General features: G+C 68.6%; 21 protein-coding genes and 2 pseudogenes. 10 read left to right on the top strand and 13 right to left on the bottom strand.

The genetic code is table 11. From position 1 onward, the window contains the following. Positions 1-43 precede the first annotated feature (43 nt). From OO70_RS03095 to OO70_RS03080, 4 genes are all read right to left on the bottom strand, one after another. Positions 44-1,570, bottom strand: a complete 1,527-nt coding sequence (locus tag OO70_RS03095) for an MDR family MFS transporter (RefSeq protein WP_043663233.1) — start codon at positions 1,568-1,570, stop codon at positions 44-46. Positions 1,571-1,680: 110 nt separating this feature from the next. After that, positions 1,681-2,097 carry a TetR/AcrR family transcriptional regulator C-terminal domain-containing protein gene (locus OO70_RS03090; RefSeq protein WP_043663230.1) on the bottom strand — a complete coding sequence of 139 codons (417 nt, stop codon included), beginning with the start codon at positions 2,095-2,097 and terminating at the stop codon, positions 1,681-1,683. 86 nt (positions 2,098-2,183) lie between these two features. Next, positions 2,184-2,444, bottom strand: coding sequence for a hypothetical protein (locus OO70_RS03085; protein WP_158711404.1), 261 nt, complete (start codon positions 2,442-2,444; stop codon positions 2,184-2,186). Between the two features lie 42 nt (positions 2,445-2,486). Next, on the bottom strand, positions 2,487-3,170 hold the full coding sequence (locus OO70_RS03080) for a TetR/AcrR family transcriptional regulator (RefSeq protein WP_043663225.1): 684 nt from the start codon (positions 3,168-3,170) through the stop codon (positions 2,487-2,489). Between the two features lie 139 nt (positions 3,171-3,309). On the opposite strand from OO70_RS03080, the pseudogene OO70_RS57205 reads away from it, so the two are divergent. Further along, positions 3,310-3,620, top strand: a pseudogene (locus OO70_RS57205) (transposase); the annotation flags it as partial. Positions 3,621-3,726: 106 nt separating this feature from the next. Here OO70_RS57205 and OO70_RS03075 read toward each other — a convergent pair. After that, a complete protein-coding gene (locus OO70_RS03075) occupies positions 3,727-4,671 on the bottom strand; it encodes an AraC family transcriptional regulator (protein WP_051740534.1) in 945 nt (314 codons plus the stop codon). A gap of 112 nt (positions 4,672-4,783) precedes the next feature. Here OO70_RS03075 and OO70_RS03070 point away from each other — a divergent pair, with 112 nt between their 5' ends. The 4 genes from OO70_RS03070 (at position 4,784) to OO70_RS03055 (ending at position 8,294) form a co-directional block, all read left to right on the top strand. Continuing rightward, the gene (locus OO70_RS03070) at positions 4,784-5,638 is read left to right on the top strand and encodes an NmrA family NAD(P)-binding protein (protein ID WP_043663222.1); all 855 of its coding nucleotides are present in this window, start codon (positions 4,784-4,786) and stop codon (positions 5,636-5,638) included. Then, a complete protein-coding gene (locus OO70_RS03065; RefSeq protein ID WP_234336676.1) occupies positions 5,635-6,111 on the top strand; it encodes a nuclear transport factor 2 family protein in 477 nt (158 codons plus the stop codon). The genes OO70_RS03070 and OO70_RS03065 overlap by 4 nt, the downstream gene beginning before the upstream one ends. Positions 6,112-6,546: 435 nt before the next feature. Further along, a complete protein-coding gene (locus OO70_RS03060; RefSeq protein ID WP_043663219.1) occupies positions 6,547-7,563 on the top strand; it encodes an alcohol dehydrogenase catalytic domain-containing protein in 1,017 nt (338 codons plus the stop codon). Between the two features lie 2 nt (positions 7,564-7,565). After that, the gene (locus OO70_RS03055; RefSeq protein WP_043663216.1) at positions 7,566-8,294 is read left to right on the top strand and encodes a hypothetical protein; all 729 of its coding nucleotides are present in this window, start codon (positions 7,566-7,568) and stop codon (positions 8,292-8,294) included. A 103-nt stretch (positions 8,295-8,397) separates the two neighbouring features. On the opposite strand, the gene OO70_RS03050 is transcribed toward OO70_RS03055, so the two are convergent. Beyond that, on the bottom strand, positions 8,398-8,970 hold the full coding sequence (locus OO70_RS03050; RefSeq protein WP_043663214.1) for a TetR/AcrR family transcriptional regulator: 573 nt from the start codon (positions 8,968-8,970) through the stop codon (positions 8,398-8,400). Positions 8,971-9,252: 282 nt separating this feature from the next. On the opposite strand from OO70_RS03050, the pseudogene OO70_RS55730 reads away from it, so the two are divergent. Beyond that, positions 9,253-9,732 (top strand): annotated as a pseudogene (locus OO70_RS55730) (IS110 family transposase); the annotation flags it as partial. 120 nt (positions 9,733-9,852) lie between these two features. On the opposite strand, the gene OO70_RS55255 reads toward OO70_RS55730, so the two are convergent. Beyond that, positions 9,853-10,239 (bottom strand): hypothetical protein, encoded by a 387-nt coding sequence (locus tag OO70_RS55255; RefSeq protein WP_043663208.1) that lies wholly within the window; start codon positions 10,237-10,239, stop codon positions 9,853-9,855. A 537-nt stretch (positions 10,240-10,776) separates the two neighbouring features. On the opposite strand from OO70_RS55255, the gene OO70_RS51070 reads away from it, so the two are divergent. Next, positions 10,777-11,226: a transposase gene (locus OO70_RS51070; RefSeq protein ID WP_078651208.1), complete on the top strand. Its 450-nt coding sequence runs from the start codon at positions 10,777-10,779 to the stop codon at positions 11,224-11,226. A 961-nt stretch (positions 11,227-12,187) separates the two neighbouring features. On the opposite strand, the gene OO70_RS03030 is transcribed toward OO70_RS51070, so the two are convergent. Next, positions 12,188-12,634, bottom strand: a complete 447-nt coding sequence (locus OO70_RS03030; RefSeq protein ID WP_043663205.1) for a DUF2690 domain-containing protein — start codon at positions 12,632-12,634, stop codon at positions 12,188-12,190. A 118-nt stretch (positions 12,635-12,752) separates the two neighbouring features. On the opposite strand from OO70_RS03030, the gene OO70_RS56585 reads away from it, so the two are divergent. Continuing rightward, complete coding sequence (locus tag OO70_RS56585) at positions 12,753-15,803, top strand: tetratricopeptide repeat protein (RefSeq protein ID WP_051740528.1); 3,051 nt, start codon at positions 12,753-12,755, stop codon at positions 15,801-15,803. A gap of 98 nt (positions 15,804-15,901) precedes the next feature. Here the strand turns inward: OO70_RS56585 and OO70_RS03020 are convergent, their stop codons facing one another. From OO70_RS03020 to OO70_RS03010, 3 genes are all read right to left on the bottom strand, one after another. Continuing rightward, a complete protein-coding gene (locus OO70_RS03020) occupies positions 15,902-16,246 on the bottom strand; it encodes a hypothetical protein (protein ID WP_199827230.1) in 345 nt (114 codons plus the stop codon). A 680-nt stretch (positions 16,247-16,926) separates the two neighbouring features. Continuing rightward, positions 16,927-18,390 (bottom strand): alpha/beta hydrolase, encoded by a 1,464-nt coding sequence (locus OO70_RS03015; RefSeq protein WP_051740526.1) that lies wholly within the window; start codon positions 18,388-18,390, stop codon positions 16,927-16,929. 212 nt (positions 18,391-18,602) lie between these two features. Further along, entirely contained in the window at positions 18,603-19,031 is a 429-nt protein-coding gene (locus tag OO70_RS03010) for an ester cyclase (protein ID WP_043663200.1), read from the bottom strand. 192 nt (positions 19,032-19,223) lie between these two features. Here OO70_RS03010 and OO70_RS03005 point away from each other — a divergent pair, with 192 nt between their 5' ends. Together OO70_RS03005 and OO70_RS03000 are read left to right on the top strand one after the other, a co-directional pair. Then, complete coding sequence (locus OO70_RS03005; protein ID WP_043663197.1) at positions 19,224-19,982, top strand: MerR family transcriptional regulator; 759 nt, start codon at positions 19,224-19,226, stop codon at positions 19,980-19,982. Then, positions 19,979-20,677, top strand: coding sequence for a hypothetical protein (locus tag OO70_RS03000; protein WP_106971602.1), 699 nt, complete (start codon positions 19,979-19,981; stop codon positions 20,675-20,677). Before OO70_RS03005 ends, OO70_RS03000 begins: the two co-directional genes overlap by 4 nt. 112 nt (positions 20,678-20,789) lie before the next feature. On the opposite strand, the gene OO70_RS02995 is transcribed toward OO70_RS03000, so the two are convergent. Next, the gene (locus tag OO70_RS02995; RefSeq protein WP_043663194.1) at positions 20,790-21,692 is read right to left on the bottom strand and encodes a serine hydrolase; all 903 of its coding nucleotides are present in this window, start codon (positions 21,690-21,692) and stop codon (positions 20,790-20,792) included. Positions 21,693-21,896: 204 nt separating this feature from the next. Next, positions 21,897-22,715: an SAM-dependent methyltransferase gene (locus tag OO70_RS02990; protein ID WP_043663191.1), complete on the bottom strand. Its 819-nt coding sequence runs from the start codon at positions 22,713-22,715 to the stop codon at positions 21,897-21,899. Positions 22,716-22,859 lie beyond the last annotated feature (144 nt).

The following is a 22,859-nucleotide window of genomic DNA, read 5'->3' as shown; positions in this document are numbered from 1 at the left end:
CCGGCGGCCGGCCGCGTGCCGCGTGCCTGTGGTCCGACTGGTCTCACGAGGTGGCCGGGGCCGGTTCTTTCGACGTGTTCTGGCTGCCTGTGGGCGGCTTGCGCAGGGGCACTTCCTGGATGAAGACGGCGGCGAGGAAGGCCGCTGCGGCGCACAGGGCACCGACCAGGAAGATCTGCTGGATGCCATGGGTGACTGCGTGCAGATAGGCGTCCTGGGCGGCCTGCGACGCGCCGTGTGCGGCCGAGCTCTCTCCCGCGGTGGCCGCGTGGCCCTCGGTGGCTCGGGTGAACAGGGAGCCGAAGACCGCGACACCGAGGGAGCCGCCGAGGGTGCGGAAGAGGCTGGTGGCCGCGGAGGCCGCGCCCATGTCGCGCAGTTCCACGCTGTTCTGGGCGATGGTGTTGGCCATCTGGATACTGAAGCCGGTGCCGATGCCGACCAGGAACATGAAGACGCTGGTCGTGGCGCGGGATGTGGTGGTGTCCATGGTGGAGAGCAGCCCCATGCCGATGGCGAGTGACGCCGACCCCACGATCGGGAAGATCTTGTACCTGCCGGTCTTCGACATCACTTTGCCCGCGGTCATCGATGCCGCGACGGTGCCGGCCATCATCGGCAACAGCAGCAGGCCGGAGTTCTGTGCCGAGGCGCCCTGCACGGTCTGCTGGTAGAGCGGCAGGTAGAGCGTGCCTCCGAACATGGCCACGCCGGCGACGGTGAGGAGGACGGCGGCGATCGGGAAGTTGCGGTGTCCTGTGAAGATCCGCAGCGGGAGCAGCGGTTCGGCGGCGCGCTGCTCGGCGGCGACGAAGGCGATCAGCAGGACGACGACCACGCCCGCGAGGCCGAGGATCTGCCAGGAGCCCCAGGCGTAGGTGCTGCCCGCCCAGGTCGCGGCCATCACCAGGGCGCTGATCATCGCGGTCATGAGCGCGATGCCCGGCCAGTCGATGACGACCTTGCCGCGGCGAGCGGGCGGCACGCGCAGCAGCAGCCAGCACCAGGCGATGGCTAGCAGGCCGATGGGGATGTTGACGTAGAAGGCCCAGCGCCAGCCGAGGTGGGTGGTGATGAAGCCGCCCATGAGCGGACCGGCGATGGTGCCGAAGGCTTGGACGATGGCCACCATGCCCTGGTACTTGCCGCGCTCACGCGGAGGGAGCAGCACGCCGATGAAGGCGAAGGCCCCGGCCATCATTCCGCCCGCGCCGATGCCCTGCAGGGCGCGGAAGCCGATCAGTTCGCCCATCGACGAGGCCTGCCCGGACAGGGCCGAGCCGACGATGAACACCACGATCGAGCCGAGGAACATGAACTTGCGGTTGAACAGGTCGCCGAGCTTGCCCCAGACCGGGGTGGAGCACGCGGTAGTGAGGGTGTAGGCGGTCACTACCCAGGCGATGTGGTTCAGCCCGCCGATGTCGGCGACAACCGTGGGCATCGCGGTCCCGACGATCAGGCCGTCGAGCATCGAGAGCAGCATGGCCAGCAGGATTCCGAGCAGAACCCAGCGGATGTTCTTCGGCACGACGGGCTCGGACGCGGGTGCAGGTGTGGTGGATGCCATGGCGGACTCCTTTCGAGTGGCTGGAACATCCCGAGCGTAGCGAACATGTTCGTTACAAACAAGTTCGCCAGGAACTAGTTCGTTGCACTCCGGGTCCAACCTCCCGGGGTCTACGGGGACATGTCCGGGGAAGGCTGCCGCGCTTCACGGTCGGCCGAGGCGGGCTGAGCCGGCAGCCGAGTGTGGGCGATGCCGTTGAGCAGGACCTCCAGGAACCAGGCGAGTCGGCGAGGTCCCGGGCCGTCGAAGATCAGATCGTGGTGTTCGGTCAGGCGCGGGTAGGCCTCTTCGGGGGCCGCCGCATAGGCGCGCTCGGGCGGCACGCCCGCCTCGATCAGTCCGTCGAGGAGAGTTTCGTTCAGCCGCATCCAGCTCTCGCCCTCGGGCATCGTTGCCGCGGCGATCTGAGCCAGTCCTCTGCGTGCGAGCAGGACGCGCAGAATGGACTCCAGAACCGACTTGACCCGCTCGAACGGGGCTTGGTCCGTGACCGGTGCGGCAATCTCGGCGAGGGCCCTGTCCAGCATGAGGGCGTGGAGATGATGCAGGTTCTGTACATAGACGTAGAGCGAGGCCGAGCCGGTGTCCAGGGCTGTGGCGATCTTGCGCAGGCTCAGGTTCGCCGGGCCCCCGCCTCGAGCAGGTCGAGTCCGGTCTGGACGATGACCTCTCGGCTGAGGGGGGCTTTGGCCGGCCTGTCACGCTGGCTTTTGGGTACATGTGCGGATGCTTCAGGCATATCGGCACGCTCGGCGGCCAACGTGCACACCGTGAGGTTCAGGAACGAGATGGTGTCCCAGTTCACCGACTCGGCCGGCCGATCGCTCGCCGGCACCACCTCCGGATCGTGTCGGCCACCGGTCAGCCCGGCCACCAGGCCGGTGGGGCGCGTGGGCGCGGGAGGACTCTGGCGCGCCTACCGCGGGGTGTCCTTCGCGCCGTTGATGACCGCGCGGAAGATCCAGGCCAGACGCTGGTCCGGGGTCCCGGAGATCAGGTCCGTGCCGAGTGCTGCGATACGCGGATACGTCTGCGCAGTGGCTTCCCTCAGCGCGGCTACCAGCGCATTGTCCTGTTCGCGGGCGGCGGCATCCTGGCCCCGGGCGGAGTGCTCGGCCGCAGTGGAGGTGGCCACCTGCAAGAGCACGTCCACGCCCCAGGCCGCCTGCGCGTCGGGAACCTGCCCCTCGTGCAGGAGTTCCAGGACCGCCTCGACCAGCGCGAGGTAGTTCGGGCCCGAGGGACGCGTCACCAGAGCGGAATGGGCGAGGCTGGGATGTTCGAACAGAACCCTGGTGTAGGAGCCGAGGACCGCTGCGAGCCGCTCACGCCAGTCGCCGCCCGTCCGTACCGCGCCGAGGTCGACCGAGCCCAGCAACTCCTCCAGGATCGCCGCGTGCAACTCCGCGGTGTTGGCCACGTACACGTACAGCGAGGCAGGACCAGTGTCGAGTTCCTGAGCCAGTCGGCGCATGGTGACGCGCTGGAGCCCCTCGGCCCGCATCAGAGCGACGGCGGTGGCGACGATGCCCTCGTAGGTCAAGGCGGGCTTGGCCGGCCGCTCGCGGCGACTGCGGGGGGCGGGGCTTCGGTGGATCATGCCTGCAGCATAGCGAACATGTTCGTTGTGATCGGGTTTGGTCATGTGCCGCGCATCCATGGCTTCGGGAGATACGGGCACCCCACCTGGTCACGGGATCACCTTGGTCGACGTCGCCGATGTGTGTTCCCAGGGCGGATCCGAGGTCGGCGGCGGACTGCCGGTGGGGACGATCCGCAGGACCGGCCTGGATCGGTCGATATCGGCTGCGCCGACGCCGTGGCGCAAGCCTCGGGCGGCGCATGATCCCGGCAAGGCCCTGCCGGATGTGGCGCTCGCGGTCGCGCCGGGCGGGACTGCCTGGCGGATCTGGGCCTGCTACGAGCCAAGCCATCGATGTCCGGGCCGGTGGCCTCCAACCCGACCGGCTCTCGCCTCGCGGGCACCCTCGCCACAGCGGGAGACGAAGCCCTGGCGGCACTCAGCACGGCGCGCGCCGATGTCCGTGAAGACCGAGGCCAATGCTGTGACCGCCCAGGTTGGTCGTGCCGGTGGTCGTGGCGGTCGGATGTGTGGTGACGCCCGATACGACCGGTGCGGCTGAGGCGTGCGGGTGTCAGCGGAGGTGGACGCCGTCGCCGGCCACCGGACTGCCGGCACGGGTCGACTCCCGTTGCCGCCATGCTCCCGGCGGGTCTCCGTGATGGCGCCGGAAGGCTGCGGCGAACGCGTAGGGCGAGCCGTAGCCGATGACGTCGGCGATTTTCGCCAGGCCCAGCTCGCCGTTGCGCAAGTAGTCGCGGGCCAGGGCCATTCGCCAGTCGGTCAGGTACTGCATCGGGGTCTGGCCAAGCGCGTCTCGGAAGGTTCGCGCGAAGGCTGCCCGGGACAGTCCGCTGATCTCCGCGAGTTCGGGGACCGACCACGGGTGCCCGGCATTCTCGTGCATGGCTTGCAAGGCTGCGTTCAGCCGGGGATCCGCCGACGCCCGGTACCAGCGAGGTGCGGTGGTGCTCTGGCGGAAACTGGTACGGATGGCAAGAACCAGAAGTATGTCGAGGAGTCGGTCCAGCACAGTGGGTTGACCTGGCTCAGGGGAGGCCAGCTCTCGGGACAGCAGGCTGATCACGTCGCGCAGGGGATCGCCGACGGCTGCCGAGAGCGGCAGCACCTGGGGCAGTGATTCGAGCAGGCCGCTGCCGATGTCCCCCGAGAACCGGTAGGCGCCGCACAGGAACACCGTGGCCCGTGGGTCGTCCGAGCGTTCGTCGTGTTCGTGATGAGCCCGGAACTCCTCCGGTTCGAGCCAGTCGGCGCCGGGTTCATGGCCGATGTAGTGATCGGGTCCCCCGCGGACAAGCGTCACGTCGCCCGGAGCGAGCTCCATCGGACTCTGGGAGTCGTCGTCGAACCACAGCCACCCCCGCCCCCGTACGACGGCGTGCACCGCCAGCTGGATGGAGCCCCCCAGCCGCAGCCCCCAGGGAGGCGTGGCCACCGTTCGAGCGAAAACAGCGCCCGAGGCGCGCGCTCTCGCGAGGTGGTCGTGCAAAAGGTCCATGCGCCAAGTGTTGAGCCAGACAATCGCAGCAGTCAACTTTCCGAGCGTATGAAACAAAGAAGTGAGAGGATCACGCATTGATTCGCTCACTTCCCGGTCTCACCATGAAGTCATGACTGATTCACGGCAGACGACACTTGTGCTCGGTGGTACCGGTCGAACCGGATCGCTGGTGGCGCGGAAACTCATCGGGCGGGGCCTGAAGGCGCGCACGGCCTCGCGACACGGCGCCGACGTAGTGTTCGACTGGGACGACCCGACTACGCATGCCCGCGCCCTGGACGGCGTCGACCGCGTGTACCTCGTTACACCCGTCATGCGGGTCACATACGCCGGCCTGGTGTCCGACTTCCTCGATCTCGCCGCGGGAGCGGGGGTGCGGCACGTTACGTACCTCAGTACCTACGGCAGCGACCAGGCACCGCCGGAGGTCGACATCCGGGCCGTCGAACTCGACCTGGCCCGCCGAGGAGCCCTCACCTACTCCATCCTTCGTCCCGCATGGGTGATGCAGAACTTCGTGGACGAACACGTGCCGGTCGTCGAAGGTGCCATCACGCTACCGACCCGCGGCGGTGCGGAGGCCTTCGTCGATGCCGCGGACATCGCCGCGGTCGCGGTGGAGACGCTGGTCGAACCTGACGCCCATGCCGGCGCGGAGTATGCGCCGACCGGCCCCCAGTCGCTCACAGTCAGTGAGGTCGCCGACGTCATCGCCGAGGTGACCGGAGAATCCGTCACCCGCAACGACATCGACCCTGAGGCATGGGTCGGCGGTGCGGTCGCAGCCGGCTTCGTACCCGCCGACTACGCCGTGATGCTCCGCTGGCTGACAGGGACCATCATCTCGGGCAACGGTTCCCGGCCGAACGGCGACATCGAGAAGGTCACGGGCAGGCAGCCGACCACCTTCCAGGACTTCGCCCGGCGGAACGCACACGCGTGGACGCTCCAGGAGGCCAAGTGACCACGCCTACCGACGACTTGAACGACAGCGAGGGCGTCGAGGACGTCGAGGACCTCCAGGACTACGAGGCGTTGGCCCCCTTCTTCCGCATCATCGAGGAAGGACTGGCAGGCTTCGTCGACGGACGGCACTTCTTCGATCTCCTCGCCGAAGACGTGATCTTCGACTACGTGATCTCCGTTCCCGGATACCCGCGACGGGTTGAGGGGCGCCGGGCCGTGGCCGAGCTCTACCGCGACTACGGCAGCACGATGGTGCTGCGGAGCGCGGACGAACTGGCCGTTCACCGGGATCACGAGACGTCGGTGATCGTGCTTGAGTACGCGGTCCATGGGCAGGCGGTCCGAACCCGGCGGGCCTACGACAACCGCTTCGTCTCTGTGATCACCGTCAAGGACCGCAAAGTGACGCACTGGCGGGACTACCTGGACCCCGTCGCAGTCTTCGACGCGATCGGATGGCCTGCGCAGTAACAGTCGACCCGCGGCGGCTCCGGGCTCAACAACGCCCCCACGGAGGGAACCCTGGTGGCGACAGAGCGCGAGAGCCCCGGCGGGATGCGCCACCACTTCCTCGCAGGGCGCGATCCGCCGCCTACGGCCCAAGGAGAGACGGTGGCCCAGGTCCCCCGGTGGACCTGGCCCCGCAGCCAAGGCAGGCCCGTCGTATCCGCACATGCGATCAGCTCGCGTTTCCGCGGAGCGGTGGGTCGGACGAACTCCGAGAAATCGCCCACAGACGACCAGTTGACGGAGCCCGCGGTGTCCCCCGGTTGACTTGACGCCCTCAGGCGGAGAAGTCATCGTAGAGTTAAGACGACCGGTCATTTTGAATCAGCGCGAGGTCTGCCCGCGAACGGCATACGCGGGAGGTTCCGGCGCACGAGCCACCGACCATGAGGGAGTGCCATGTCCACATACCGAGCGTTCGAGGTCACAGGGACGCGGAAGTTCGAACTGGTGGAGCGCGAGGTGCAGGAACCGCCGCTCGGGCATGTGCGCCTGCGGGTGGAGGCATGCGGCGTCTGCCACTCCGACGTGGTGGCCGTCGAGGGCAGGCGGCCCGACCCGTCCTCGCCGGTGGTCCCCGGACACGAGGCTGTCGGTGTGATCGACGAGGTCGGTCCCGGGGTGACGACATGGCGGGTCGGCGAGCGGGTGGGCGTGGGATACCTGGGCGGCCACTGCGGAGTGTGCGACTTCTGCCGGCGTGGCGACTTCGTCAACTGCGCGGACCAGCCGCAGACGGGCAGCGACGTCGACGGCGGCTATGCCGAGTCGATGATCGCCAGGGCCAGCGGCCTGGTCCGGATCCCTGACGGGATCGGCTCGATCGACGCGGCTCCGCTGCTGTGCGCGGGACTGACGGTGTTCAGCGCGCTCCGGCAGATTGACTACGTCCCGGGCGCGCTGGTGGCCGTACAGGGTATCGGCGGTCTCGGGCACCTGGGCGTACAGTACGCGAACAAGCTGGGGTTCCGCGTCGCCGCGATCGCCCGCGGCACGGAGAAAGCGGAGTTGGCCAAGCGGCTCGGCGCCGACCACTACATCGACAGCTCCGCCGAGGACGCGGGCGCGCGGTTGCGGGAGTTGGGCGGTGCCGCCGCTGTCGTCGCGACCGCTGCCAGCGGTGCCTCGATGTCACCCCTCGTCTCCGGGCTGGCGCCACGCGGCCGCATGGTGGTCGTCGGTGCCACCGTCGACCCGATCCAGGTGCAGACCATCGACCTGATCTTCGGCACCCGCACCGTGGCCGGAAGCCTGACCGGCAGTTCCATCGACAACGAGGACAGCCTTCGGTTCGCCAAGGCCCGGGACGTCCGCCCGATGACCGAAGTCATGCCGCTCGCCCAGGCGCCCCACGCGTACGAGCGCATGATGTCCGGCGAGGCCCGCTTCCGTATCGTCCTGAATATGGCGGTCTGACAATGAATGAGAACAGCAGCCTCCAGGATCAGACCATCGCCGCGCACGGCGGCCTCGACCGGTGGAACGAGTTCACATCCCTCACCGCGCACCTCCGCAACGGTGGACCGCTGTGGGGGCTCAAGGGGCAGGAAGGTGTCCTCGCCGATACCCACGTCCGCGTCGATCTGCACCGCCAGTTCGCAAGCCACTTCCCGATCAAGGAGGAGGGCCGACGTACTGCCCTCACCTCCAAGCGCGTCGCGATCGAGACCGATACGGGTGAGGTGCTGGCCGAACGGGACAATCCGCGGGACTCCTTCGCCGGGCACGTCCTCGAAACCCCGTGGGACGAACTGCAGTTGGCGTACTTCGCCGGAACCGCCATGTGGACGTATCTGACCGCGCCCTTCTCCTTCACCATGCCCGGCTTCACAACCGAGGAGCTGACACCCTGGGAAGAAGACGGGCAGACGTGGCGGCGGCTGAAGGTGACGTTCCCCGACAGCATCGCGACCCACTCCAAGGAGCAGACCTTCTACATCGGCAGCGACGGGCTGTTCAAGCGGCACGACTACAACGCCGAGATCGTCGCGGGCGGACCGACCGCCCACTACCCCTCGGAATACCGGGAGTTCGACGGGATCAAGGTCCCGACCAAGCGGCGGGTCTACGCCCTCGACGAGGACGGAACGCCCAACCTGGATCTGCTGCTCGTCACCATCGACCTCGACAAGATCACGCTCGAATGACATGCGGTGCACCATGTGCCCCGTCGAGCCCCCTGCTGTCGGCGGCAGGGGGCTCGGTGGCAGCGCCCTCGGGCCGTGGAACTGTGGCGGCGCCCCTGCGCACTCAGGCGAGCAGTGTGCCGAACACGGTGTCGAAGAAGACCTCGTAGGAGGCTTCCGAATGCTCGGAGCGGGCGGAGATGAGCGTTCCCTCCCAGGCATTGAGGATGAACCGGGCCAGCGCCTCCGCGTTCATGGCAGCCGTAATCCGGCCCGACTCCTGCGCCTGGGCGATCGGAGCCGCGAGAGCCTGTGCCCAGCGCTCCAGGCTGACCCGTACCGCCTCACGGATCACATCGCTGTGGTCGGCCATTTCCGTGCCGAAGCCGCCGATGAGGCAGCCACGCGAGTAGTCCCGGCCGGTGTTCTCGTCACGGAGGAATTCGAAGTGCTGCCGCAGGCGCAACAGCGGATCGACCGACGCGTCGCCGAGCTCCGGGAGCCGGCGGCTCTCGCCATACCGTCCCAGGGCCACCACGGCCAGCGCCTCCTTGCTCACGAAGTGGTTGTAGAACGACCCCTTCGGGACACCTGCGCTGTCGGTGATGTCCTTGACCCCCGCCGCGTTGAACCCGCGCGCGTGGAACTGCTCGACCGCCGCGTCGACGATCTCTTCTCGCATACTCCTTCTGCTCACCAGGAGTACCCCTTCGCGGCAATATGACCAACCATCTTAAAACTTTACCATGTGCCCCGACATCGAGGAGATGGGCTCGTCGGGATGGATGTCGGCGATCACGCCGGTTGGGAAGGACTCCAGAGTGTCGATCATGATGTCGAACGGCTCAACGCCCGCGAGCCCCTTCCCCAGCCCATTCACGGGGGCCAACCGGTGTTACAGAGGAGTCCTTCAGCGTGTCGTGCGCGCGTGACGAGCGCGATCAGCTCACGGTCTTGCCTTCGAAGGACAGATGTAGACGACCTCGCCGCCGAGGCTACCCGCCTGTCCAACCGCTTGCGGGGCCTGTTCACGCAGATCCACCCGCACCTAGAACGAGTCTTCGGCCCGCGCATGCAGCACCCCGCCGTGCTCAGGCTGCTGGACCAGTTCAGCTCGCCGACCCGGCTCCGCAAGGCCGGACGCCGACGGCTCATCACCCTGATCCGTCCAAAGGCGCCCAGGATGGCAGCGAGGCTGATCGACGACATCTTCACCGCACCCGACGAACAGACCGTCGTCGTCCTGGGCACGGACGCCGCCGCACTGATCGTCCCCAGTCTTGCCAACTCCCTGCAGTCCGTCCCCGACCAGCGCGAACTGCTGGCCCACCGAATCGAGAAACTGCTGGAGGCCCACCCTTTTTCCAAGGTCCTGATGTCCATGCCCGGCATAGACATCAGCACCGGCGCCCACATCCTCATCGACGTCGGCGACGGCACCGTGTTCTCGCTCACCGCTGACGGAACCATGTCCAAGGTCGCGAGGAGAAGTTCACCGAGGTCCAGGGCACTGCGGCGCGGACGGACATGTGGGCCCCAATGCCGCCCGGCGATGGGGCCCACGCAGCGCGCTCGGTTGTCAGCAGCTGGATGCCGTCTGGATCTCGATGCCGGTCACCGTGAAAGAAGAGGAGAAGTAGACCCCTTCGTTCGGCGCCAGGCAGGTGTAGTACGTGTCGCCGCCGTACAGGTACCTCAGGTACGCCCGGTCGTCATTGCGGGTGTTCCACACGTAGTTGGCGCCCTTGCTCTTCGAGCCGAGGGTTTGGTAGTAGCTGGTCACGTCCTGATACGCGGCGGTGGGCGAGCCCGCGTCCCAGTCGCTGTCGGTGAGATAGAAGCAGACGCGGGGATACACGCATCCGTTGTAGGTACTGGCGCTGGCGGGTGTTGCGGAGAAGACGGCCGCACCGGCAGCCATGGCGAACGCCATGGCGAGAGTCCGTTTGAGGAACGGCATGCGCATGTCTGCCTCTTTCTGTCGAGGAGATGTCACGGTGGGCTGGGGCAAGCACTGGGCCGGAGGCCCGACTCGTCCCGCGTTGCGGACGCCGATCTCGCTGATGACTCCGTTCAGCGGCGTTCCGCGTTGCACACCAAAAGATGCGCCAGGGACCTTGTGAAAATCTTGCGCCCTAGTGCTCTCACTGGATCCGCGCATTTCTCCTGGTCAACGGATTGGCCGTAGGGAGTGCAGGGGGAGTTGGGCATGCGTGGGACGGCCTCGGACAGACAGTCCCGCCAGCGTGTGCCCACGCCTTATGCATGACAGCCCGGCGAGCAGTCCCGTCGTCGTAATTCACGATGTACCGACAAACACCTGGGAACTTGAACTCGAAGAACCCTTCCGGCGGACCGGAGTGCGTTCCGCCCAGGTGGAGACTCGGCAGCGGATGCGCGACTGCATCCGCGGACTGCCCGGACTGCCCGGACCGGTCAGCCGAAAGTACAACTGCCATCCGCCCAACACGCTGGCCACGCCGCCCCACACGACCTGTAGCACCTGCTCTCGCTCTCCCGCAGCCGCTGGGACGGCGACGGCCTCCGTGACGACCTCCAGGCATACGCGGCCGGACAACTCGGCGAGGCAGACGGTGTGTTGATCCTCGACGACATCGGCTTCGTGAAGAAGGGCACTGTCGGACGGACCGAGAACTGCCGGATCAGTGTCTTCGCCGCCTTCACCGCCGCCTGCGGCCACACCCGGATCGACCACGAGCTCTACCTGCCCAAGTACCGGACCGACGACCGGGAACGCTGCCAAGCGGCCCGCATCCCCGACGAGCAGACCTGCGCCGCCAAGGGCAACCCCGCCCGAGACATGATCCTGCGCGTCCTGGGCTTCCGGCTTCCCCCCATCCCATCGCGTGGGTTACCGCAGACTCCGCCTACGGACAGGACTCGCACTTCAGGCCCTTCACCGAAGAGCGCGGCCTCTCCTACGTGGCCGTAGTGCACAAGTAGCAGCACAGGTCCGCGGTCCGCGCACTGGCCATCCCCTCGCCCAGGCTCCGCCTGCGGCGCGGCAGCGTCTGTCGGCGGGGCCGGGAGCCAAGGGTGAACGGCTCTACGACTCGGCCGCCGCCCGCCTGCCTTCAGTGTGGGAATTCGACGGCAACGAGCCTATCCAGCAGGGGTGGATGGTGGTCCGCCGGTCGCCTCACGCTATCGACGTCATGGTCGAGAGGCCACCTCGGTGTCGGGCGGCGACACTCGATCCATGTCGCTGCCTCCGTGTCGGCCGCGGGACGGGTGGCGAGTGCCACAGAGCGGCGCTGGAGATGACCGGTCGGGAATCCAGCGAGCTGAACTCCCGTATGAATGCCCTCACTTCGCGCGGCCGTGCCAGTGCCCGGTGAGCGAAGGGCACCAGTCATCCAGTCATCGGCAAGGGCACACGCGATCAGAAGCGGCTCTTGACTGATGAGTACAGGGTTTCCACGCTGCGCCGGGTTCCGTCGCCCCCGCCGATGAAGTTCGTTCGGGGGTTCGGGGGTTCAAGGGGAGGGTACTGCCGTCCGCGCGAGGTACACGAACGTACGCGTTGCCGGTGTGCATGCCGACCATATGCAACTCATGAGCCCGCCGACCAGGGCTACTTGCCCAGGAGCACCCGGCGGTCGATCACAACCTCGCACAGGCCCCAGCCCCGGTAGCCGTGGCCGGGAGGGTGGCCACTCTCCCGGTACGGATCGTCATCGCTCCCACCGCCAGACACGAGCAGCGTCCCGCGCCCCTGCCCTCGTCGCTTCCCGTCGGCCCCGGCTGTCCCCCGTACAGCCGGGGCCTTCTCATCGCACCGACCCAGCACCCTGCCGCAAGCCGCGGAGCAGGCGCTCCCCCACCTGTTCCCCGTCGTCGGCGCGAGGGTCAACCCCGCCCTCAAGGCGGCCCTGTTCGCTACGTGCGGGAGGTCAGTAGGAGCCGGTGGAGCCCTGCCAGATCTGCGCGCCGCCGTCGTACATGCCCTTCGCGAACGACTTCACGTTGATGTCGTTGACCATCTTGGTGTAGCAGCCCGTGGCGCCCTGAGGCACGGAGCAGGTGTACTCCTTGCCGTCGCTGGTGCGGTGGACGGTGGCCCACGGTGTGGACTGGTCCTGCGGGACATAGGGAGCGTGCGATATGCGGGCCCAGGCCGCACGGCAGCTGGGGCTGTAGCGCAGTTCCACGTAGGCCGGGCCGAGCCACACGGCGCCGTTGGAGGGTGTGATGGCGTCGCTCTGACAGTAGGCGGCGGGATCCTTGCCCTCGCACGAGGATCCGTAACAGCCGGCGGCGCTCGCCGGAGTGGCGATCGCGGTTCCCGCCGCGGCGAGGACGAGGACCGTCACCGATGCGCCCCAGTTGCGAACTTTCATGACCTGTCTCCTCGTCAACGTCCCTTATGCGTACGGCAGTTGGGTTGGCCGTCCGCCTGACGACCACTCATGTGAGGATCTAGGATGCATCTTGCGAAAATCTTGCGATGGAGGGTTGTTGAAGCTCCTTCTGCTCGGCCAGATGCACTTGCTCGCCGCGCACAGCGAGTGGGATCTGGGGCAGCCACGCAGGCGGGCGGTCCTGGCCGCGCTGGCGGCGGACGCCGGACGGCCCGTGGCCGTGGAGACGCTCATCGATCGGCTCTGGGACGGCGATCCGCCCGACGGCGCGCGCTCGGTGGTCTACTCCCACGTCAGCCGCTTGCGACGGCTGTTGGACGAAGCTGCGGCCCAGGAGAGCGGCGCGGGGGCCGAAAGCCCCTCACTCCGTCTGGGGAAGGTGTCCGGCGGATACGTGGTGAAGGCGGACGACGATGCTGTCGATCTGACGCGGTTCCGTGTTCTCGTCGCGCGCGGTCGCAAGCCCACGTACTCCGACTCGGAGCGTGCCGAGTTCCTCGAACAGGCGCTGCGTCTATGGCGCGGCGCCGCGCTGGAGGGACTGCCCGGAGGCTGGGCCGAACGGATGCGGGCGGCCTGGGCTCAGGAACGGATCGAGGCGGCGTGTGCCTGGGCACAGGTCTGTCTGCGCCAGGCCGGCTCGGACAAGGTGCCCGAACTGCTGCGGCCCCTGCTGGCCGACCACCCTCTGTCCGAGCAGCTGGCCGCGGCCTTGATGCGCTCGCTCGCGGCCGCCGGCTCCAGCGCGGACGCGCTGCACGTCTACACCGGAATCCGCGAACAGCTGGCCGACGAGCTGGGTCTCGCGCCCGGGCCCGAACTGCGGTCGGTGTACGAGGAGTTGTCCAGCAGAACGCCGGTGCCGCAAAGGCCGGCCGTCACGCCTGCCGCACTGCCCGTTCCGGCCCAACTGCCCATGGACGTCCGTCCCTTCACCGGGCGTGACGAGCAACTCGCCGACCTGACCCGGGTCCTGCTCGGCGAGGGCGTCGTCGAGGGCGCCACCACGGCGATCGTCTCCGCGGTCCTGGGCACCGCGGGTGTCGGCAAGACCGCGCTCGCGGTGCACTGGGCACACCGGTCACGGGAGGCCTTCCCCGACGGACAGTTGTACGTCGACCTCAGGGGCTACGACCCGCACCAACCGGTCTCCGCGGCCCAGGCGTTGACCGGCTTCCTGGCCGCCCTCGGCGTGCCCCGGCCGGAGATCCCGCTGCGCCTGGAGGAGCGGGCGGCACGCTACCGCCCGGCCCTCGACGGACGCCGACTGCTGGTGGTCCTGGACAACGCCGCCTCCGCCGCCCAGGTCAGGCATCTGTTACCGGGCAGCCCCGACTGCCGGGTGCTGATCACCAGCCGGGACTCACTGAGTTCACTCGCGGCGGTACACGGGGCGCACCGCGTGGTGCTCGACGCGCTCTCCCGCGCCGAAGCCGTTCAGTTGCTGCGGGTGCTGATCGGTGAACAGGTCGACGCGGAGCGCATCGCCGCCACGGAGCTGGCGGAGCAGTGCGCGCGGCTGCCGCTGGCCCTCAGAGTGGCGGCGCAGTTGGTGCTGTCCAGGCCCACCGAGGCACTCCCCCGGCTGGTGGCCGAACTCCGGGACCATCAGCGGCGGTTGGACCTGCTGGACCTGGGCGACGATCCCCGGGTCGCCGTCCGTGCCGTCTTCTCATGGTCGTGCGCCCGCCTCGCCGACCTGCCCGCCCGCCTCTTCAGACTCGTCAGTCTGCACCCCGGACCCGACATCGACGCCCACTCGGCCGCCGCGCTGGCCGACGAGCCCGTGGACACGGTGCGGCAGGCCCTCGACGTGCTGGTCCGCGCGCACCTGCTCAACCGGACCCCGGCCGGCTGGTACGCCATGCACGATCTGCTGCGGGCCTACGCCGCGGAGCTGACCGCCCGGCACGAGACGCCGGCCGAGCACCATGCCGCGCTCACCCGGCTGCTCGACCACTGCCTTGCCACCTCCGCGGCGGCCATGGACGTCCTCTACCCCGCCGAACGCCACCTGCGCCCCGCCGTCGAGTACTCCGGCGCCGGACTGCCACCACTGCGCACGGCGGAGGAGGCGCGCGCCTGGCTCACCGCCGCGCAACCCACCCTGGTGGCGCTGTGCTCGCGCACCACCGAGCCCGGCCCGTCCGGACACACGGTGCGCATCGCCACCACGTTGCACCGCCACTACGAGCGCTCAGGGCACTACACGGACGCCCTGACCATCCACACGCACGCCCTGCTGGCCACCCGGTCGGCGGGCGACACGCGCGGCGAGGTGGACGTCCTCGCCTGCCTCGGCGCCGTCCACCGGCGGCTCGGCGACTACGACAGCGCGCGCCAGCTCCACGACACCGCTCTCGCTCTGTGCCGCGACACCGTCCATCCGGTCGGCGAGGCCCGGCACCTCACGAACCTGGGTGTCCTGTTCGAGTTGCGCGGGCGCTACCGGCAGGCCGCCGAACACCACGAGCGAGCGGTGGCGCTCTTTCGCTCGGCCGGCGACGCACCCGGCGAAGCGGATGTCCTCAACAACCTCGGCATCGTGTTGGAACTACTGGAGGACTTCACGGCATCGGCCGAACGCTACGAACGAGCCCTTGAGTTGTACCGTGCCGCACACCACCCCTTCGGGGAGGCCAGTGCCCTCGGCAACCTCGGCATCCTCACGGCACGGCAGGGCGACCACGCGGCGGCAGCAGGCTACTTCGAACGGGCACTGACACTGTTCCGGCGGCTCGACAACGCCGCCGGAACCGGACACGCGCTGTCCAACCTGGGCAACGCACTCAGCGCTCTGGGCCGCCACCAAGAAGCGGCCGAACACCAGCGCGAAGCCCTGAGACTGTTCCGCGACACCGGCGAGCGCTACGGCGAGACCGGCGCCCTCAACGGCCTCGGCGAAGCCCTGCACGGCCTCGGACAGGCCACCGAGGCGCTCCAAGCACACGCCGAGGCGCTCGACGTCGCCCGTGAGATCGAGGAACAGGAAGAACAGGCCCGCGCCCACCTCGGAACAGCCGCCGTCCTCCGGGACACCAACGAACCGGACAAGGCCGCCGACCAACTGGGCAAAGCCCTTGACCTCTACTCCGCGCTCAACTCCCCCCGCGCCCAGGACATCCGCAAGATGCTCGACACACAATGACCCGCCCACCGTGCCGGAACGGGCACGAACGGACAACGCCCACCCCGTCAACCGGCCGGGCCCGCACCGCCACTGCCACGAGCCTGTCCGCTGATCGTTCAGAGCTTGACGGCGGCGGAACAGTTCCCAATGCCCGTCCGGCAGATACGGACGGACCACAGCGAGCGGGCTCCCGTCACGTACTGGTCGGCGGATGTACAGACCATGTCGCCGTACCACCGCCAACTGGTGTCGTCCGTGTCCTTCACCTGGAAGCGGGCGCAGTGACCATCGGTGAGAGGGTCATGGGCGTGGAGCGACCAGTCACCGTTCCCGACATAGGTGGCCGACCCTGCGGCGCCGGTCGTACTCAGGTCGTACGACAACGCCTGCGCAGGAACAGCCGAGAAACCGATGACAGCGGCGGCGGCCGATACGGCGACCACGGCCGGCCTTTTCAGCACCGAAGTCCACGTCCTGACTTTCACAACGCATCCCCTTCGCTGGGTACTTCACTGTTGGGTGCCTCGCGTCCGCTCACGATCAACTCGACGGCCACGTCACGAGAAGGCTGCTGCACGTCGCGGGGTTCGATCGGATCCGGATGGCCGTCAATGTGACCGATGCGTCGTTGTGCACACATCCGTGCAAGGTCGTCTCAGCAGCCGCAGGTGGGGCACTCACCACCACCGCACTCGCGGCCGCGAACGCCGCCCACCCTGCCACTGTCTTCCTCATGCTCATGCTGGCTCTCCCCGTGACGTCGTACATCCCGACGCCAAGGTCTGCTGACGTAGGTCTCTTTGGAAGACAGGGGGGCTGGCCCCCGGAACACGACCGTGCGTGTTTGGCGACGCCAACGCTGAACCATCGGCCTTGCGAAAACCTTGTGCACCGGCCGGGGCGAACGCGCGGTCCACGACCCGGCGTTGGGTGCCCAGGCCGGAGTCGTGTTCCGTGCCGCGTCGGACGAACAGTGGATTTACGCCGAACCCCCGGACCAACGACGGAACTTGTCGTGGTCGTGGTCGTAGCCACGACCGGCAAGCCCCGCATCCGCGAGAGGGACGCCGATGGCGTCGATGATCAGGGGGTGTTCGCTGCCCGTCCTGCCCAGGTCGACAGGACCTCGTTCAGCCGGGGGTCAGGGGGCGATCCCCACGCCGTCGATCCGGCTCCATGCCCGCTCCTGTGCCGCGGTCATGGCGGGCCAGGCGAGCCCGCCCGGCCGGGGCCGGATCCGTGAGGCATACGGCGCCGGGTGGAAGGCCGGGTCGTAGAAGCATCCGCTGCCGTACTTTTGATCGAAGGCTTCGCAGGACGCCGCGACCGAGCGCGGGGTCGGCTTGCGTCCGTGGCGCACCCAAGTGTCCAGAGCTGCAATGGAGTTGGCGTACTCGGAGTCGCTCAGCGCGCTGTGCTCGGTCTCCTTCGTGAAGGTCTGGACGAGGTTGCCGCCCCTGCCTGCGCCCTGGAGTGTGGCACGGTAGGCCGCCTCGTGCTCGACGAAGGCCGTCGGATCGTCGATCGCGTGCAGGGTGAGGACAGGGATGGAGACCTTGCCGGTCAGGTCGCTGTCGTAGGAGAGGTCGCGGCGCGCGGTGGGGTCGGCCGAGAACCGTTCGACACCCGCGTTGAGCGCCTTGTCGTCGTGTGAACCCGAGTACCACACGCCCCGGTTGCTGAAGGGATTGCGGCCGCCGAGCCGGGTCGACACGATGTCGCGGAACGTGAAGGTCGCGAACCGCAGATGTGACTCGATCGCTCGCTCCGGGATGCGGGTGACGGCGAGGATGTCGTCGAGGTTGCGCTGCTGCAGCGCGGTCCGCTCCGCGGGGTCGGAGGCGAATCCCGTGCACTCCTGCAGGCGGGCGCGGAGCCCGGCGCTCGTCATGGTGGAGTCCGCGCGCAGTCCCTGCCACAGCGGGTACTGCGGTTCAGTCGGGCGGGGGTGGTTGTGGCAGTAGTACTGGTAGACCACCCGTAGGTCGACGCGGTAGTCGTAGCCGCGCGAACCGCCGCCGAGGACGCCGCTCGTCAGCAGCGCGCCGTCGTAGGCGCCGGACCGTCTGCCGTACGTCTCCGCGACCTTGGCGGCGACGTCGCCGCCCCAGGACTGGCCGTGCACGTAGGTCCGCTTCGGCTTGCCGAACTCCGAGACGAACAGTCTGCGCACGTTCTCGGTGTCGGCGGCGGCCATCCGGGTCCCGTAGCCACCGCGGCGGTAGGACGAGCCGGCCCAGGCGTACCCCTCCTCGACCATCACCGCCCAACGCTGCAGGTCGTCGGTGCTGCGTGACGGGTCCGAAGAATCGCCGAGATCGGGACCGCCGTGCGCGTGCACGACGAGCGATCCGTTCCAGCGGGTCGGAACGGCGATCGCGTAATACGCCCCGTTGGTGTCCTGGCCGGTGTAACAGGTCGCCTTCCCGACCAGGTTGGGCGGGCAGGCGGCCACCGCGGGCTGCGCGGTCCACGCCTGGGGCGCGGGGGCGTTGCCGAGCGTGCCGAGCAGTGCCGCGGCGAGGGCGGCGGCCAGTACTGCCCGCCGGTAACGAGGGGACGAGAGTCGTCGTCGTACCGGTACGGGCGGGTCAAGTGTCCTCACGGGAGCGGCTCCTATGAATTCGCTGTGCGAAGTTGCCCTGCGATCCGTGATGTTAGGAAGCGCCGCAGATGGGGACTACCCGTCGATCATTGCGTTCATAGTGTTCGCCCGCGCCGCCTGAGGTGCCCCGCCTGAGCCGCGTCGGATCCGCTGACCTCGCCAGCAGAAGGATCAGAGGGCCCGTCGGGGTTGCCGGCACAGAGGCGGGTGGGTCAGTGGTCGGTTGTGGTGGGCGCGATCTGCTGCATGAGGCTGATCAGGTCCGGGGCGACCCACTCCTCGGCGATCTTGTGTCCTTCGATGCGGTAGACCTCGACGCTGCGGTAGGCGACCTTCCGGCCGGTCGCCTCGAACTGCTGGAATGTTCCCAGGTGGGTTCCCTGGAAGGTGACCAGCACCGTGACCTTGTCGCCGGCGCCGAAGATGTCCTGGACGTCGATCTTCAGGTCCGGGAAGGCGTCCAGCATGGCCCGGGTGCTGGAGCGCCAGATCTCCCGGCCGTGCAGGGGGTCGGGGCTGCCGGGGACGTTGGCGATGAAGTCCTCGGCCATCAGTTCCGTCGCCGCGTCGAGGTCGCCGCGCTCCACGCACTGGTACGCCGTGCGCAGCAGGGCCACGTTCCGGTCGACGGTGGTGGTCATCTCGATGTCCTTTCGGAGGTGGAGGCCCCGGGATGGTGATCGCCCGGGAGCCGGTGCCCTTCAGTGAAGACCATGACGTCGCGGCAAGGTCAAAGGGATGGGTCGCGGCCTTCCGCCGGGGTCGGAGGCGCCGGTCACCGCGTGGCCGTGTGTGCTTGACCTTGCCGCAACGTCATGGTTTTCACTGGTCGCATGCGAATCGGCGAAGTCGCAGCGCTGGTCGGGGTCACCCCGCGGGCCGTGCGGCACTACCACCATCTAGGGCTGTTGCCCGAGCCCCAGCGGCGCGGCAACGGCTACCGCGACTACGGCCTCCGAGACGCCGTCCTGCTCGCCCGCATCCGGCGTCTGACCGAGCTCGGCGTCGGGCTCGACGAGGTACGGGACGTCCTCGCGGACGCCGAAGGCCATGACCTGAGGGAGGTCTTGGAAGAGCTGGACGCCGACCTCGCACGACAAGAGGCCGATATCCGGGAGCGGCGGACGCGACTGGCTTCGCTGCTGGTCCAGGCGCAGGACGGATCACTGCTCCCCGAGGGACCGGTGTCGCCCGAGCTCTCCGACCTGCTCGCCGCCCTCGGCGACCTCCGCGACCTCGGTGACTCGCCGATGGCCGTGAAGGACCGCGAGCACCTGGAGTTCCTCGACGCCGCGACCCCCAAGGAGAGGAGGGTTTCGCTGATGGCGGCGCTGCAGGAGATGCGCGAGCACGCCGGACAGGTCTACAGCCTCCTGGACGGCCTCGCCGGACAGGAGCCGGACGGCCCGCACGTGGCCCGAGCCGCCTCAGCGCTCGCGGCCCTTCTGCCCGACAGCCTGGCGACACACATTCCCGGCACAGACGCCCACGGCCTGGCCGAGGCCCTCTACGAGGACCTGGCCCCGGCCCAGGCGGCGGCCGTCCACCGCGCGCTCGAACTCGTCAAGCGCCGACAGGAAGGACCGGCATGACCACCGGCAAGACGACCTCGACTCCCCCGGCGGCCCGGCCGCAGCCCGCCGCGCCCGCGCCACAGGAGCACACACGATCCGTAACCTCGTCCGCGGCGCGGTTCCTCTCGCACGAGCGCCGGGTCATGGAAAGCCTGATCCGATGGGTCGCCCGCCGGCCACACGGCACCAAGGGAGCGGACGCGGTCTTCACTCACGGCCGGGACCAGGCCACCACCATGTACGGCCTCACCTTCGCCTGCGTGGTCGAGACCGTCGCCCTGTCCTACCTGCTCGCCGACTGGCCCCTCATCCACATCGCACTCCTGGTCGTGGACGTCTACACCGTGCTGTTCGTCCTCGGCCTGCACGCCGCGTCCCGCACCCGGCCGCACGTCCTCGCCGGCCGCATCCTGCGCATCCGCCAGGCCGCCGGCATCGACATCCGCCTCCCCCTCGACCAGATCGCCTCCCTCCGCCGCGACACTCGCTTCACCCACGAGAAGAAGCCCGGCGAACTGAACCTCCCCGTCGGATCACAGACCTCCCTCACCCTCCAACTCGCCGAACCGGTCAACGCACCCACGTTCCTCGGCGCGACCCGCCTCGTCACAGTGATCAGGTTCCACGCCGATGAACCGAAAGCCCTCTACGACGCCGTCACGCAGGCACGAACCACGCGCGAACCCACCCCGGAAACGGCCCCGCAGCCCTGACAGCGAACCGTGCCTAGCGCGGCCGGTCGTCTTCAGGATGGGGTGATGATCCTGTCCAGAACGGAAGTGCTCCGCAGAGGCCGTCAGCCGGACGTGCCCTCGCGTTCCGCCGTCAGCCGGCCGTCCGCGCCGAGGACACCGCCGTGCGGGCCGCGCTTTCGACCGCCGCGATGCCGCCCGCCATCGTCGCGTTGCCGTCGGAAAGGACCGCGACGAGGTAGTGGTGTGTTCCCGAGGTGACTTCTCCGACGCTGTTGATGTCCCACAGGTTGGTGGTACTGCGTTGCAGCCAGCCGTTCTTGAGCGCCCATCCTGAGTCGGAGGCCGCCGAGACGCCCCATGACTGGTCGGCGGCGATGCGGGTCATCAGCGTACGGATGTAGTTCCGGGACGTCGTGGTCAGTACGGACCCGCTCGCGGACGAGGTCGTGCCGTCGGCGAACACCGCGCGCAGCAGGCGGATCTGGTCGGTCACCGTGGTGCGCGTCAGTCCCCACATCCCGCCGGCCCCGCCCACGGTCGAGGACAGGCCGAGGCGCTTGTTCACCGCCTCCAGTCCGGGTGCCAGGCCTATCTCCCGCCAGAGCGCGGTCGCCGCGTCGTTGTCGCTGTGCTCGATCATCGCCTCGGCCTGGGTGCGTTCCTGCTGGGTGAGGCCACGTCCGGCGTCCTGTGCCTGGAGGAGCAGCGTGGCGAGGATGTCGACCTTGATGATGCTGGCCGTGTCGTAGGGGACGTCCTTCCCGCGCACTTGTGGATTCCGGGTGGGGTGGTCCAGGTCCAGCACGGCGGTCGTCACGCGCGCCTCGCTCGTCGCAGTCGCCTGTGCGGTGCCGGCCCCGGAACCCTCCGACGGCCCGGTGACGGCTGCCGCGGCCGGAGCGATCGAGCCGACCGCTAGGAGGGTGACCACGGAGCCGGTGAGAAGCGCCGCGCAGAGGCCGGCACGCCTGCCGTGTCGGCCGGGCGTGCTCGCGCTCTGCGTGGTCGCACGGGAATTCGGGCGGTACGGCATGGGGCCTCGGCAGTTCGGGGGGCAGGGACACGGAGCTGCGAACGTAGACGAGGCGACGGTTGCGTGAAGTGACCAGTGCCACGAAAAGGCACCAATCGCGCGATTTGTGAGGATAGCCACAGCACCTGGACCGCCTGGGATTGACCTGGGCATACGGCGGAGCCCCCGCGCACACGGAGACCTCCGTACGTCTGGGGCAGGGCGTCACGGCTTGCGGGCAAGACCGCCGTGTTCGCCGATCGGCTCCGGGGCCGGGGAGGCGGTGGCGTCCGGGCGCCAGAGGGGGACCGAGACGACTCCGGGGTCTATCAGGTCGAGGCCGTCGAAGAAGGCCGTGATCTGATCGACGGTGCGCAGGTTGTAGGGGACGGCGCCGCTTTCGTTGTAGGCGTCCTGGGCCTGTTCGAAGACCGGGTCGATGCCCTGCGAACCGTCGTTGATGGAGAGGTAACTGCCGGACGGCAGTGCGTCCATGAGGCGGGTGACGATGGAGCGTGCCTGGTCGGGGTCGGCGACGTGACCCAGGATGTTGCTGAGGATGAGGGCGGTGGGGCGGGTGAGGTCCAGCGTCTCGGCGGCGGCCGCCAGGATGCGATCCGGTTCCGTCACGTCGGCGGCGACATAGGCGGTCGCCCCCTGCGGGGTGGAGTCGAGCAGAGTACGGGCGTGCGCGAGGACCATCGGGTCGTTGTCGACGTAGACGATCCGGGTCTCGGGGGCGATCCGCTGGGCGACTTGATGGGTGTTGTCAGCGGTCGGCAGGCCAGTACCGACGTCCAGGAACTGGCGGATGCCCGCCTCGGAAACCAGGTAGGTGATGTTGCGGCGCAGGAAGGCGCGGCTGCTGCGGGCGATGGTGACGATGCCGGGGAATACGGCGGTGTATGCGTCGCCGGCCTCCTTGTCGACGGGGTAGTTGTCCTTGCCGCCCAGCCAGTAGTTCCAGATCCGGGCGGAGTGCGGCACCGATGTGTCGATCTTCTGATGTGCCGCCGGTCCGGGCGTACTTGCTTGGTCGGGCATGGGCAGCGTCCGTCCTTCAGCCGAGGCAGGGGATGTCCGCCGCTCAACTTACGTCCCAACGGCCCTGCTGTGTACGCCAGTTCATCGTTTCGGTGGGTTCGAGCACCGGTTCGCCTGCCTTACTCCGGCTGGCGGCCCCCTGCC

This window comes from Streptomyces xylophagus (assembly GCF_000716435.1).
Classification (GTDB): domain Bacteria; phylum Actinomycetota; class Actinomycetes; order Streptomycetales; family Streptomycetaceae; genus Streptomyces; species Streptomyces xylophagus.
The sequence above is the reverse complement of the archived record's forward strand: the minus strand, read 5'-3'. Positions and strand labels throughout refer to the sequence as shown.